General features: G+C 48.6%; 12 protein-coding genes and 1 rRNA gene. 12 read left to right on the top strand and 1 reads right to left on the bottom strand.

Annotation, left to right across the window (positions count from 1 at the left end; all coding sequences use genetic code 11):
• The 10 genes from rrf to BMW55_RS16120 form a co-directional block, all read left to right on the top strand.
• Nucleotides 1-92 (top strand): 5S ribosomal RNA (rrf, locus tag BMW55_RS16165); the annotation flags it as partial.
• 1,434 nt (nucleotides 93-1,526) lie between these two features.
• Nucleotides 1,527-1,688 (top strand): sigma factor G inhibitor Gin, encoded by a 162-nt coding sequence (locus BMW55_RS19990; protein ID WP_425283876.1) that lies wholly within the window; start codon nucleotides 1,527-1,529, stop codon nucleotides 1,686-1,688.
• 571 nt (nucleotides 1,689-2,259) lie between these two features.
• On the top strand, nucleotides 2,260-3,687 hold the full coding sequence (locus tag BMW55_RS16155) for an aminotransferase class I/II-fold pyridoxal phosphate-dependent enzyme (protein ID WP_089971881.1): 1,428 nt from the start codon (nucleotides 2,260-2,262) through the stop codon (nucleotides 3,685-3,687).
• A 31-nt stretch (nucleotides 3,688-3,718) separates the two neighbouring features.
• Complete coding sequence (tmk, locus tag BMW55_RS16150) at nucleotides 3,719-4,351, top strand: dTMP kinase (RefSeq protein WP_089971877.1); 633 nt, start codon at nucleotides 3,719-3,721, stop codon at nucleotides 4,349-4,351.
• A gap of 159 nt (nucleotides 4,352-4,510) precedes the next feature.
• On the top strand, nucleotides 4,511-5,503 hold the full coding sequence (gene holB, locus BMW55_RS16145) for a DNA polymerase III subunit delta' (protein WP_170839982.1): 993 nt from the start codon (nucleotides 4,511-4,513) through the stop codon (nucleotides 5,501-5,503).
• Nucleotides 5,503-6,327 (top strand): PSP1 domain-containing protein, encoded by an 825-nt coding sequence (locus tag BMW55_RS16140; RefSeq protein ID WP_089971870.1) that lies wholly within the window; start codon nucleotides 5,503-5,505, stop codon nucleotides 6,325-6,327. Before holB ends, BMW55_RS16140 begins: the two co-directional genes overlap by 1 nt.
• Nucleotides 6,328-6,397: 70 nt before the next feature.
• Entirely contained in the window at nucleotides 6,398-6,760 is a 363-nt protein-coding gene (yabA, locus tag BMW55_RS16135) for a DNA replication initiation control protein YabA (RefSeq protein ID WP_089971866.1), read from the top strand.
• Nucleotides 6,761-6,808: 48 nt separating this feature from the next.
• Entirely contained in the window at nucleotides 6,809-7,102 is a 294-nt protein-coding gene (locus BMW55_RS16130; RefSeq protein WP_089971862.1) for a GIY-YIG nuclease family protein, read from the top strand.
• Complete coding sequence (gene rsmI / locus BMW55_RS16125) at nucleotides 7,080-7,961, top strand: 16S rRNA (cytidine(1402)-2'-O)-methyltransferase (RefSeq protein WP_170839981.1); 882 nt, start codon at nucleotides 7,080-7,082, stop codon at nucleotides 7,959-7,961. Before BMW55_RS16130 ends, rsmI begins: the two co-directional genes overlap by 23 nt.
• Before the next feature lie 251 nt (nucleotides 7,962-8,212).
• The gene (locus tag BMW55_RS16120; RefSeq protein ID WP_211663684.1) at nucleotides 8,213-9,640 is read left to right on the top strand and encodes a PTS transporter subunit EIIC; all 1,428 of its coding nucleotides are present in this window, start codon (nucleotides 8,213-8,215) and stop codon (nucleotides 9,638-9,640) included.
• Between the two features lie 337 nt (nucleotides 9,641-9,977).
• Here the strand turns inward: BMW55_RS16120 and BMW55_RS16115 are convergent, their stop codons facing one another.
• Nucleotides 9,978-10,250: an AbrB/MazE/SpoVT family DNA-binding domain-containing protein gene (locus BMW55_RS16115; protein WP_089971856.1), complete on the bottom strand. Its 273-nt coding sequence runs from the start codon at nucleotides 10,248-10,250 to the stop codon at nucleotides 9,978-9,980.
• A 247-nt stretch (nucleotides 10,251-10,497) separates the two neighbouring features.
• Between BMW55_RS16115 and BMW55_RS16110 the strand changes: the two genes are divergently transcribed.
• Together BMW55_RS16110 and BMW55_RS16105 are read left to right on the top strand one after the other, a co-directional pair.
• Entirely contained in the window at nucleotides 10,498-11,454 is a 957-nt protein-coding gene (locus BMW55_RS16110; RefSeq protein WP_089971851.1) for a DNA double-strand break repair nuclease NurA, read from the top strand.
• Between the two features lie 14 nt (nucleotides 11,455-11,468).
• Nucleotides 11,469-13,307 (top strand): ATP-binding protein, encoded by a 1,839-nt coding sequence (locus BMW55_RS16105; protein ID WP_089971847.1) that lies wholly within the window; start codon nucleotides 11,469-11,471, stop codon nucleotides 13,305-13,307.
• The last annotated feature ends 915 nt before the right edge of the window (nucleotides 13,308-14,222 follow it).

The raw sequence follows: 14,222 nt of genomic DNA, 5'->3' as shown, positions 1-14,222 counted from the left end.
TCCACTCGTTCCCATCCCGAACACGACCGTTAAGCCCTCCAGCGCCGATGGTACTTGGGGATGACCCCCGGGAGAGTAGGACGTTGCCAGGCGAATGAAAGCCACCCATTCAATGGGTGGCTTTTTTAGTTACCCGAAATGGGACCAGACTGTAGGGTGAAAGTCCTGGATGGTGAAGGCAGCAGAACCACTAGGCCCAGGTTCCCCTCCGTTAGGTGGAACCCGGAGGAAGCGATCGGTCTGATAAGCAAGAGCTACGCCAAAACAAGGAAAGCTGGTGAGGGTCAAACAGTGTTCCAGTCATCCTGGAACGTGCCAACATGGATGGATATGGGTGCACTTCGGCGAAAATTCCGGATTTAGCTTTTGCTGGCCCTTTCGATGAGCAAAGGAGATCATAAAAGAGGATTCGGGGGATTACCTTACGTTCTACCTTTGGTCATCCAGCAATGTATCAAGCTCAACGTATTTTTGATTAGCTGGTAACGATACCTTTTCTCTTGCCCCATTCCCTTGGCTGATGAATAGCTTTGCAGAAGGGTGGGACTACTGGAAACAGACCAAATTTCACGACATCAGTCTGAACTCTCTTCCTTTTCAAGACATGTAAATGGATCAACTCGCTAACCAGATGTTGATCGATCAAAACTATGAACAGGGGAGATCAAAAAGAGATACGCTAAACCACAATAGCGCAATGGCAGAAGATAAATGAGCGGTTGGTCAAACGCATCTCCAAGATAACAGCGTCTCCCTCGGGAAGCGTGTTACTATGGTTTAAATGGTTGTCCATGATTGTCCATCTGATCATTGCAACGGAAATCTGCCAAGGTCGATTCAATAGGATTGTTGATACGCAAAAAAATTAGAACTTGCCCCTCCCAAGCATTTGGGATGTGTGATTCGGGCAATCAATCCGGTCAGGCGGGGAATGTCATGGACGAATCGGAGTGAATAAACGACTCTCTTTAGCGGGTTGTTGAACATGCACATCGGAAGACGAACAGTGGTAAAATGAAGAGAGAATCATTGCCTATCAGTTCATTTCAATTCTTATTCTCATTTAGAGGTTGATTGGTGTTGATGATTATAGCGTAAATAGGTACGCAAAATAGCGGTAACCGGGACGTAAACACCAAGAATAAACTGAACCAGCCACTTGGTCGCCTGCATGATTGTTACCACCTTTTTTATACCTTAACGTTTCACCGCCGGAGAAAAAATATTCACCTTTACAGTTGAATAGATTATTCTTAGGAGAACCCCATTTCCGACGAGGCTTCTTGTGGGATTTGTAAACGGTTTTTATTCCCCGATGAGCTGACATTGGCGGTTGAATAGGAAAAAGACCGCTATCGGGAAGATTCACGCAAAGAAATAATAAACATGTGTGAATTGCCGGTTTGCGAAAAATAATATATTGTTCAGAGAAGTCGTTTAACTGGGTGAATGCTGGAAATAATAAGAGGAAAAGAAGAAAAAGGCGGGCGATTTCAGTGGAAGAAAAAACTTTGCCCATTCACTGCATGATGTGTAACCAACAGCATAAAGAGGGATTGAAGCTTTTAGGGAAATATATATGCACTTCCTGCGAACGTGATTTAGTAGAATGTGATGCAGGGGAGCTTCGCTATTTACATTATATCTTCCGGCTTAGGGCTCTTTTTTCCGAATCCATCACCAACTGACATTCATCGTGTATGCATCGCTTCATCCGGCCAAAACGGCACGTTTCATGCCACAAATTTATGTAGCATCCTATTGCCGGACAGGATTACTTTTACGGCAGGACTGCGATCTGATTTTTTGGTGTAAAATGACGATTGCTGAGTTTCTCCTGCCATGTCAGTAGGATAGAGCCTCCCGATCCTTCACTTTGATTCACCCGATGGAAACCGAAAGATGGATGCTTCCCTTTCTTATTGCGGGCAAGCAACGATTTAAGGTTAACTGCACAGGTTAAGGTTAACTGCACAGGTTTTATCTTTGATACGAAAGAAAATCCGGGACTTGACCACAAGTCCCTTTTTCTGTGAAATGATTTGAACGGAACGGAAACCAATTCCTGGACGGATTTCTAACCCCGGCCGTGATCGGTTTTCAGTGAAAAAGTTTTTGGAAAAATGATCTTATCTCCTCTTATGACCTCTTACATTGAATTATCAGAACATGGATACCCGTTTTTCACTTTGCGCAGCTGCAATGGATAACAATTTGTTACGGTTGGTGACTGCTTTATTTAGAAAGGAAGATGTTTGATTGGTTGATCAAAACAGGGCCCCGCTGTTTGAGGCTTTAATAAGTCATGACCAAAAATCCAAGGGGAACTTTCATGTCCCGGGACATAAACAGGGGAGAGCATTTGACGAAAACGGAAACAGGTGGTTCCATCCCATTCTGAGATTGGATTTAACAGAGGTGGGAGAGCTTGACGACCTGCATGACCCCCACGGAGTGATTGAGCAGGCACAACAATTGGCGGCCCGGGCCTTTCAGGCAGAACATACTCTTTTTTTGGTCGGGGGAACGACAGCGGGAAATCTGGCGACGATCTTGCATTTGTGTCAACCCGGGGATCCAATCATCGTTCACCGGAATTGTCATCAATCTGTGTTTCATGCGTGCATTCTTGCCGGAGCGGTGCCGGTTTACCTGAAAACTTCGGTAGACGGGACCAACGGTTTGGAGATGCCCGTCGATCCGGAAGAAGTTCGGACATTGCTGTCTCAAAATCCGAAGGCAAAGGCTGTGGTTATCACGAGTCCGTCATACTTTGGCATGGTTCAGCCTGTCCGCTCCATCGCCGGGGTTTGCCATGAGTTTGATGTTCCTTTGGTGGTGGATGAAGCCCATGGAGCCCATTTTGGATTTCATCCCGGTTTCCCTTTATCCGCCATGCAATGTGGTGCTGATGTAGCGATTCAATCCACTCATAAAATGTTGACATCGATGACCATGTCTTCCATGCTGCACGTTCAAGGAAAACGGGTGGAAGTAACGGAAATTGCCCGCTGGTTGAGGATGATCGAGTCCAGCAGCCCCTCTTATCCGCTGATGGCATCGTTGGATTTGGCCAGAAGATATGTCGTTCAACACGGATATGATGAATTCGACAAATTGCTGGTTCATCTGAATCATTTCCGGGGAAATATTGACTCTTTCCGACATCTTCATGAAGTCGTATTTCCCGGCGGACAGGACCCTTTAAAGCTGAGCCTGCGCGCGGGGAGCGGAATTACCGGCTATCAGTTGGCGGGCTGGTTGGAAGAGCGGGGTTGCTATACAGAGCTGGCTGATCATGACAAAGTGCTATTTGTTTTTTCTTTGGGCACGACGGAGGCAGAACTTCGGCGGGTGGCAGATCTGCTGGCTGAATTGGACGAATCCGTCCCTGATCTACAGGGGGACGGGAAGATTTCGATGCCTCCGCTTCCTGAATCCGTTTCACCCGTGGAATCATTGGGGGAAATCAAAAAAGGACCAAGAGAACAGATTCCGCTGGCGCAGGCGGTTGGCCGAATTTCCACAGAAATGATTGTTCCGTACCCTCCGGGCATTCCGCTGATCCTCCCTGGTGAACCGTTTACACCCGAAGTTGTCGATTATTTGATGAGCGTGATCCGGCAGGGAGGGAACGTCCGGGGCATTTTCCAACCTTCCGCCCCTCATGTCAGCGTGTTAAAATGAAGAGAGCCTACTTATTTGGAGGAAAACAGAGTTGAAAGGCTTATTTATAACTTTTGAAGGACCGGAAGGTGCCGGCAAAACGACACAGATTGCCAGGGTAAAAGAATATTTGGCTGATCAAAACATTTCCTGCACAGTCGTGAGGGAACCGGGGGGAACGGCGGTCGGCGACCTCATTCGCAATATATTGTTGGATCCTCAATTAGCAGAGATCAACCAAAGGACGGAAATTTTGCTGTATGCGGCATCGCGTGCACAGTTGGTCGAACAGGTTATTCGGCCTGCTCTGGAAAATGGTGAAATTATTTTGTGCGACCGCTATGTCGATTCAAGTATTGCTTATCAAAGTTACGGAGCCATGTGGAGCCTCGATGAAGTCCTCAAGGTAAATCAAGTAGCTACGGGAGGGCTTCTCCCTTCCCGGACGTATTTGTTGGATTTGCCTGTGGAACTGGGACAAAAAAGGATAAAGTCCCGTGGATCAAAGAAGGATCGGATGGAACAAAAAGAGAAAATGTTTCATGATCGTGTGCGTGAAGGTTATCTGGCATTGGCACAATCAGAGCCGGACCGGTTCCGGGTGATCCGTGCCGACGCCGGGATCGACGAAGTGTTTCGGCAAATTATGGCTGACTTGGAAAGCATGTTGAAAGCGAAAAGATAAATCGGAGCGGATGTTTCTCAGGCCGGGAATCTGTCCGGCCTACCCGTACAGCGGTTGGGCTTTTCGTACCGGAAATGCCCGTCTCCATGCAGTCTCTTTCCATCCCGGATGGGACCCCATGGCTATCAGTCGGCGGTTTATGAAAAGGTAGGAGATCGAATGTCTTTTCAAGAAGTGAAAGGTCAATCTCAGGTGATTCGCCTCCTTCAAAACGGACTCTTGCATGGCAAAATCGCCCATGCTTATTGTTTTGCCGGTCCGCGTGGAGTCGGCAAACAGAAAACGGCCATGGAATTGGCGAAAGCGCTGAACTGTGAACAAAAAGGGGCCGATGCCTGTGACAGATGCCGGTCGTGCCTCAGAATCGAACACGGGAATCATCCCGATGTGATTCGGATCAAGCCGGACGGCGCATCGATTAAGATCGATCAAGTCAGGCAATTGCAACGGGCCTTTTCTTTTTCACCGGGCAAAGAAGTGGTCCGGGTGATCATGATTGAACAAGCCGACTTCATGACACCGCAAGCAGCCAACAGCCTGCTTAAATTTTTGGAAGAACCGGTTTCGGCCATGGTGGCTATCTTAATCACTGAAAATATTCATGCAATGCTGCCGACGGTCTTGTCCCGTTGCCAGATTTTGCGTTTCTCTCAGTTGCCTCCTGCCATTCTGGCCAAAAAGCTCGAAGAGCAAGGGATCCGCAAGGATAATGCCCGCATTCTGGCCCACCTCTCCCAGGGGGAAGAGGAGTACCAACTTTTGGATCAAGAAGAGTTTGCCCAACTTTGCAGACGGGTGATAGAATGGAATCAGGAAATTCTCTCTGGAAAATCGTCAGCCCTTGTTTCCATACAGAGAGAATGGCTCCAAAAACAAACAGAAAATGAACGTTTACCGTTGGTATTAGATATATTGCTTCTTTGGTTGAGAGACTTGGTTCATCATCATTTGAACAAAACGGGAAAGCTAGACGTTTCCGTGTTTTCGGAGTGGGAGGCTGCTCGAGAGGAACAAGCATATAGGTGGAATCGATCCCGTTTGTTGTTGGGGATGGAAGCCGTACTACGTGCTCGATCGCAACTAGCCGGCCCCATGCAACCTCAAGCCGTACTGGAGCAGATGGTATTGGCAATGCAGGAGGGATCGCTTTAGTGTTAAAAGTGATTGGAGTTCGCTTCAGGCAAGCGGGTAAAATATATTATTTTGATCCGGTCGATTTGGAGATTCAGCGTGGCGATCACGTGATCGTAGAGACTGTACGCGGCATTGAATACGGGAAAGTGGTTTTGGGAATCCGTTATGTGAATGAAGACGAAGTAGTCCTCCCCTTAAAAAAGGTGATACGCATTGCGACGGCGGGAGATCGTCAACAAGTGGAGGAAAACATCGCAGCAGCAAAAGAAGCGCTTGGGATTTGTGCAGAAAAGGTTCGCGACCATCAGCTGGAAATGAAGCTGGTAGATGCCGAATACACATTTGACCGCAATAAAATTATCTTCTATTTCACCGCAGATGGCCGGGTGGACTTCCGGGAGCTGGTCAGGGACTTGGCCTCCGTTTTCCGTACGAGGATCGAACTCAGGCAAATCGGAGTGCGCGATGAGGCGAAAATGCTGGGGGGAATCGGTCCTTGCGGACGGGTTCTCTGTTGCTCCTCCTTTTTGGGGGATTTTGAGCCCGTTTCCATCAAGATGGCCAAAGATCAAAATTTATCGCTCAATCCGGCCAAAATCTCCGGACTGTGTGGCCGATTGATGTGTTGTCTTAAATATGAAAATGACCATTATGAGGAAGCAAAGCAACTGCTTCCCGATATCGGCGAACAAGTGCTGACACCGAACGGGGACGGAAGCGTAGTCGTGCTCAACCTCTTGGAGAAAAAAGTTCAAGTGAAACTCTCAGAGACTGGGGCATTGGTGGAACATTCGCTCGAAGACGTAATTGTGGCTACCTCTCCGCAAACGAGCGGGATCTAGCCAAGGTTCGAATATGAGGCTTTTGTTGTCCAACATCAAAAATGCTGTGATGATTGAATGAGGTGGGGGTTTGGACAAGCAAGCAATTTTCAAGCGGGTGGCTCAGGTGGAAGAGCAAATTGGTGAATTGTATAAAGAGTTAGGCGGTCTGAAAGAACAAATTATCGCGTTGATGGAGGAGAATACCCGATTGGAGATGGAAAATCAACGCCTGCGCGAATTACACGAGCAAGAACCTTCATTTGTGCCGGAGAATAGAGAAGGGGAAAAAACTCCGTCTGAACCGAAAGGAAGCGGGAAGGGATATAATAATTTAACCAAGCTCTACGAAGAAGGCTTTCACATTTGTAATGTTCACTACGGCCGGTTGCGCACGGAAGGAGATTGTCTATTCTGTCTAGCCTTTCTCAATAAAACATCCAAAGATCAATAACGCCGGGGACCCGGCGTTTTTTTGTGCTACAGAAGGTGGGAGTATTTCATGTCGGATGATCAGAAGGGAACCTATACCGTCTATATACTTGAATGTGCCGATGGAACTTACTATACGGGAATGACCAATCATTTGAAAGCAAGGCTTGAGAAGCATCAACAAGGCACAGGCGCCAAATATACACGCGGGCGACTTCCGGTAACGCTGCGGTATGCGGAAAAAGGAGAAAGCAAGTCCTGGGCGCTGAGACGGGAAAAAGAGATCAAGAGAATGCGCAGAAAGGAAAAGGAAAAGCTAATTCAGGAAAGGGGATTCGATTTTGAAGATCCAGAAAAGCTTTGAGAGCAACAAAGGAATTCTGTACGTGGTCGCGACTCCGATTGGAAATCTGCAAGACTTGACTCCCAGAGCCGGGGAAATCTTAAGGGAAGTGGATGTCATCGCGGCCGAAGACACACGGCATACACGCAAATTGCTGTCCCATTTTCAATTTTCCACTCCGCTCGTCAGTTACCATGAACACAACGAACAGACGAGGGGGAAGGCATTGATCGAACGGCTGATGAAAGGGGAGTCGGTCGCCCTTGTCAGCGATGCCGGAACGCCTGCCATTTCCGACCCCGGGGAGGAGTTGGTCCGACTGGCGGTGGAACATGATATTCCCGTCGTTCCCATTCCCGGGCCCAATGCGGCCCTTTCGGCATTGGTCGCCTCCGGTCTCCCCGCCCAACCGTTTTTGTTTCTTGGCTTTCTTCCGCGTACTCCCAAAGGAAGAAGGGAAGAGTTAACCCGTTGGGCCCGGATCCCTGCCACTTTACTTTGTTACGAATCTCCTCACCGATTGCTCCCCATGCTTCAAGATGTGCTCGAAGTGCTGGGAAACCGAAGGGTGGCCATCAGCAGGGAATTAACCAAGAAGCATGAAGAATGGATTCGCGGCCGCCTGGCGGAGTGTATTCGCTATATGGAAGAAGCCGGGGTAAGAGGAGAGTATACCGTTGTCATTGAAGGAGCGGCAGAACAGGAAGCGGGCCAAGCTGACCCGCAGAAAAACTGGTGGGAAAGCCTTTCGGTCATCGAGCATGTCAATACATACATGGAGCAGGGAAAAACAAAAAAAGAGGCCATTCAGCAAACGGCCAAAGACCGCTCCCTTTCTAAAAGGGAAGTCTACAACGTCTATCATCGTGAAGAGAAATAAAATAAACAATCAAAGGAACATTCTGAAAGGAAATAAACATTATTTGGAGAAAAAAAGAAATGAACGATCATAGATTCCGGCTGAGCAAGGATGCAGTTCGCTCAATACCAGGCCGGAATTTTTTACGCATCCACAATTATGCACTTTATTTTATCAGGGCTGATCACGTAGAATAGAAGTATAGTTGTCTATACAAATTAATGGAGGTGTAAAAAAGAATGAGTGATGTAAGCGTTTCACGCAAGCGGAATGTGCTCGGAGCTTTGCAACGGGTGGGCAGATCGTTGATGATGCCCATCGCCGTTTTGCCGGCAGCCGGTATTTTGCTCTATTTGGGAGCGCTGTTCAAGAATCCGGAGTACTTTGACAAAGGGAGTATGATCTTTTTCATTGGAGAGGTTCTCGACAAAGGAGCAGGGGTTATATTTAGCAACTTGCCCATCCTGTTCGCTGTCGGGGTGGCCCTCGGCATGACCGGCGGGGCCGGTGCAGCGGCTCTTGCTGCCGTTGTCGGTTATCTGGTGATGAACAATGTGGTCGGAATGCATAATACGGATACGAATAAGCTGGATACCGGCGTTTTGGGCGGGATTATCGCGGGACTTATCGCTGCATCTTTATATCGGCGTTATCATGACATCAAACTTCCCGATTGGCTGCAGTTTTTTGGAGGAAGGCGCTTTGTGCCAATTGTCACTTCGATTGCCATGATCCTTGTCGGACTCGTTTTTCTGTTCATCTGGCCTACCGTTCAGAGTTGGATCACAAGTGCCGGAAACTGGTTGATTGGCCAGGGTTCCATTGGTTTATTCGTCTATGGAGTCTTAAACCGGTTGCTCATACCCTTTGGCCTGCATCATATTTTGAACACGATTGTCTGGTTTAACGTGGGTGAATTTGTCAATCAGGCGGGTGAAGTGGTAAGAGGGGATCTCCATCGTTTCTTTGCTGGCGACCCGTCTGCGGGAATCTTTATGGCCGGGATGTATCCGATTCTGATGTTTGCCCTTCCGGCAGCCTGCTTTGCCATGATCCATGAAGCGAAACCCTCACAGCGGAAAAAAGTGACCGGGATTTTTATCAGTGCCGCTTTGACCGCTTTTTTGACGGGAATCACGGAGCCGATCGAATTTGCGTTTATGTTTGTTGCCCCCGTTCTTTATCTGATTCATGCCCTTCTTACCGGTACGTCCATGGCGGTTGTCTACTGGCTGGGGATTAAACACGGATTTTTCTTCTCCGCCGGAGGGATCGACTTCTTTCTCAATTCATTCCGGGCTACGAAACCGCTTCTCTTAATCGTGGTCGGACTGGTTTATGCGGCTCTTTACTATATCATCTTCCGGTTTGTCATTCGCTTCTTTGATCTGAAGACACCCGGACGCGAAGAAGAACATGCCGGTGAGGAAAACGTTGCCAGTCAGGCTGCCGGGGATGATGAGCTGGCTAAAGCGGTGCTGGCAGCCATCGGGGGCAAAGAGAATGTCCAGCAGTTGGATGCTTGTATCACCCGTCTTCGCATGACGCTGAAGGATGAGACCAAATTGGACAAAGAGCAGTTGAAAAAACTGGGGGCAGCCGGTGTGATCCAGGTCGGGACCGGAAACTTTCAGGCTGTGTTCGGAACCAAATCCGAGCTTTTGAAAGAGCGGATTTTGCAACTGATGAAAGAATCGTGATGCGAACTGAATGAAAACGGACAGGTTGTCCCAACCCTGGATGAAAGCCTGCTCCGGAATTTGTTTCCGTCCCGGCTCCAATGCAGTGACCGGATAACAAATTCCTTCGTTCTGTTGTTCCGATCGTTTCACAGAAAAAAGAGGATTGAAGAAGACTGTCCGCTACTTACAAGCGCAACAAGAGAGAAAGCGAGGTTCATGAAGACCTCGCTTTCATTTATATCGACCATTTCTTTTTCATCCGGTATGTGTTTGATAAACTACAAATAGTATTCCAGATCCATGTATCTCAGATCGTGAATACTATTTGTTATGTTCAAAAATAGGGTGGAACTCATTATTCCACGGAAACTTTTTCACCATGGATCATTGCATACATTTCTTCAATGCATTTTTTGCTGACCACTTTATTTTTGTAGCGAACGGTTTCATCCACTTCGCCGGTAAAGATGCAAGCGGGTTCATATTTCTTGAGGACGATTCTCTCACCGTCTACATAGATTTCGAGAGCGTCTTTTTCTCCGATTCCTAAGGTTCGACGTAATTCGATTGGAATGACTACCCGGCCAAGCTCGTCAACTTTGCGTACAATCCCAGTAGATTTTAGCATTTCGTGAGTCTCCTCTCAGTTTTGGTCTTTGGTTTTGGTCTTAATTTCTCTTTGAATTGCCGTCAAATTTCGACATCGGCGCGTCAAAATCATCATACCAACGATTCCCATAACAGTCAATATAATTAGAGGAGTTTAATAGGAAATTTCTTTATAATGTTAAGGATTAAGTTGCCTATTCTAGCGATTCGGTTATTTTTTCTATAAAATCCTTCGCCTCGATGAGTAACTGTGTAGGAGGATGGTCATGTTACCGGTCTCGGAAGAGTTGAAAGAAAAGCTGAAAAAAGTAAACACGTCCCTGAAGGCTGCCTATCCCGCGTCCGCCTTTAATGAACAGCGCATTCGTGAAAAGCTGGAGCAGGTAGGTACTTTTTACCAGATCGAAAAGTGGGAAGAGGGTAAACTCAAAGAGTGGTTGAAGGGGCAAACATTAGTCGGAGTGGACGGGTCCGTTAATTCGATCCGGGGGACACAGATGAGGACCCTGTCTGTGTTTCAGGCTCTGGCCAAGGGAACGCAAGGGGAGGAAAAATGGGCGGCCGAAGTGTATACTCCGCTCCTTGAAGGAGATGGGGAGCCGGAAGAGGGGCAAGAGGCGAGAGAAGCGAGAAAAAGAGGAGCTATCTTATCGCATTTGGAAATGGAAGTAGCGGAACAGGCAATCGCCGAGTGGGCTCCCGGAGTGGTCATGTTGGACGGGTCTCTATTGCATTTTCACATTGAAAACCCCAATAAGTGGAAGGGGGTTGCCCAAACAGCCGAAAGAAATGAAAGTTTGTTGATCGGGGTCTCGGAAGAGATCGGAACGCGGGGACTGGCACGTGAACTCTTCCCGGAATACCCTGTCTGGTCGGACCGGGATCTGCTCTACGGTGTGCTCAGGGTAGGCGAGGCTTTCGAGTGGCAGGGCTGGAGTCCGTCCGGAAGCGGGATGTGGAAAATGGTGTTTCGCCCATCCAATCACCCGCAACCGATCGGGGTAGATGGTCTCGCATCGCAATATGAAGTGCGCTTGGACCTGCTTCGATTGGTATACAGTCTGACACCCGAACAAGGAAGAGGCATTCCTTTCTGGCTGGATATTGTAGACAACCAGGTTCGTGTGACGGACGGACTGGTTCAAATGATGGTCGATCAATATATCGATCCGGAATTGCGGCATCGGTTACTGATCCCGAAAAGAAGCGAACGCGTGATTTAAGAGGAGGAGAACCCATGCAGGTGGTAGGAATTACGACCCAGCAGGAAGTTTATGTTGCATCCCGCGAGCGCAAGTTTCGTATCAATGAAATTTTGGTGGTGGAAGATCCTGCGCTCAACTTTCCGCGCGGTGAAGTGGTGGAGACGATGTCGTATAACCGCTTGATTCCGATGGGAACAGATAAGTCGCTGGTCGATTCCCAGGTGATTCAGGCTTTGCAGCAAATCGGTTACGATATCGGCTCGGATGAGATCAATCTGGCCAAAGTTCGCCTCTATGAAGAAGCACCTCACCCGATCGGGACGGGATGTTCCGTGCGTTTGCCCGATTTTGAAGAAGTTCGGGATCTGCTGGTTACAACGGCGCCAGATGAAGGGATGCTTCTCGGGGAGATCCGCGGAACGGAATCGCTGGCCGAATCCCTCAGCGAGGATTTAAGGGATCAAGTCGTCCTCATGGAGCAAGGGGATTTGCGCCGGCAACAGGGGGTTCCGTTTGTGTTTGATGTGAAAGCGATGCAGCAATATCCCCATGTAGGCATCTTTGGAGGATCCGGTTCCGGTAAATCTTTCGGCCTCCGGGTGATGTTGGAAGAACTCATGAAGCTCCGGATTCCGACACTTGTTTTTGACCCTCACTTTGAAATGGATTTTAGCGAACGGGTGCCGGAACTGGCAGACCGTGGGCCATCCTTTGCGGAACGGTTTATCTCTGTTCAGATCGGCCAGCATGTAGGTATTTCCTTTTCCGACTTAACGACGCGGGATATTACGGAACTGTTGGGTGCGTCCGGAGGGCATCTGACCGATTCGATGGCCAATGTGGTGCAGACGCTGCATCGTCGAAAAGACTCATTTACTTCTTTCAGCGACAGGTTAAATAATTTGATCCAGGCGATGGAAGAAGGAAAAGAAGGGTTGAAACGCCAACTGAACAAGCCGGACCTGACCCCCACCGATGCGGCCAGGGTGAATGATATGCTGCGTCTCCTGGATGAATATGGATCCCTTCCCCTTTCCTCCGTCAAAGGAATTCATTGGCGACTCAACCGGCTGGAAAAAGCAGGCTTGTTCCACCACGATATCCGCGCGATTGAACGGGGAATGGAACAAGGGAAACTGGTTGTCGTACAAGGAAGCACCTGGATTTTACAGGTATTTGCCACTTATGTGATCGGTGCTCTCTACCGCAAGCGGCGCGAATACAAAGATGCCCGCATGAACGGGGAAGAGGGGCGATTTTTCCCGCCGTTTGTGATCGTGACCGATGAAGCGCACAACTTTGCGCCGAAAGCGGTCGATTCACCGGCAAAATCGATTTTGAAAGAAATCGCCCAGGAAGGAAGAAAATACGGCGTTTTTCTCTTTTTGGCCACGCAACGTCCCACTTTGCTGGATGAAACGATTACCGCACAGTTGAACACGAAATTTGTGTTTCGCACCGTTCGCGGCACGGATATTGCCACATTAAGGGAAGAAACCGATTTAACTGCGGAAGAAGGAAAAAGATTGCCCTATCTCCGTTCGGGGGATACGTTTGTTTCCTCTGCCGTGTTCGGACGGACCATTTTTATACGCATCCGCTGCGCCTACACGAGAAGCCCGCATCTGGCCAACCCGTTTGACGAATTAAAGCAGATGGCCGGTGAACGGGATGAAAAAATGCTCAAGACGATCTCCGGACTATTGCCCTTGTTTGATACGGATTTGGTGCAGACAGTTGCACATGTCAACCGCGAATGCGGCTGTCAGTGGGACGTGACCCGGCTGAAACAGGAATTGGATCGGCTGGCGGGAGAAGGCCGGCTCAAAAAAGTGGAGACGCCTTTTGCTACCCGTTATGATAAGTGTTGACGGATGGGTCTTGATTCTAATCTTTTAGGAAAACGGCTCTAATCTTCCAATACAACCAAATATCCGAGATTGTGCATCGGGGCGGAGAGGGGAACTAGTTCCGGAGCGGGCTTAAAAACAAATCTACCTTCATTCCAGGTTAGTGTTCAGTCGTCATGATCGTCTTCTGGGAAAGTGTGCTTCAAAGAGTGTTTTTGTGGTTATGCTTCCGGGCGGTCGGCCGTGTTGGTCTCCGTGCTCTTGAGGCCGGCGAAGAAGGTAAAACTGGACGCGCTCCGGCCCTCCGCTGGGTACGGCCTCAAAGGCACTTCGTCCAATCACGGCCTCCCTGCACGATTTTGCATCTCATGATTGATTGTATCAACCAGTCAGAATGTTTTCTGTGCAAAATAGACACGATGGAGCGGAGGAAGTTGTTTTCCGGCGGAGCGACTCTGCCACTGCATCGGAGCGAAGACGGAAAACAAGTTCCGGAGCGGGCTCTCACCCGATATTGGGTCAAGTTGTCATGGGACCCTTTTCTTTGTCAATTTTCATAAGCAGAAACAGCGGAGAAATCTTTTTTGCGACGAGTGACTCTGCCACTGCATCGGAACGGAGTCGTAAAAAAGATTTCGGAGCGGCCTTCAAACAGATCCACCTTTATTCCCGGTTTATGTTCAGAAGTCCATGAGCGTTTCCCGAGGGATGTGATCTGTACAGTAAGAATGTTTCTGTGTTCCGGGTAGCTCAGCCATGTTCTCCGGGAACGGCTTTTCATTCGAGGTTGTGTCAAGCGGTCATAACCGTTTTCTGGGAAAATGTGTTTCCGAAGACTTAAGCGGAATCGTTCCTCAGGCGGAGATGAGATTCATCCATGCGCGGGTTGGATTCCGGCAGAAAAGGTTAAACTGATGGCAAAAGGGTGCAGGCGCG

Origin of the sequence: Lihuaxuella thermophila (assembly GCF_900110165.1) — a bacterium.
Classification (GTDB): domain Bacteria; phylum Bacillota; class Bacilli; order Thermoactinomycetales; family Thermoactinomycetaceae; genus Lihuaxuella; species Lihuaxuella thermophila.
The sequence above is the reverse complement of the archived record's forward strand: the minus strand, read 5'-3'. Positions and strand labels throughout refer to the sequence as shown.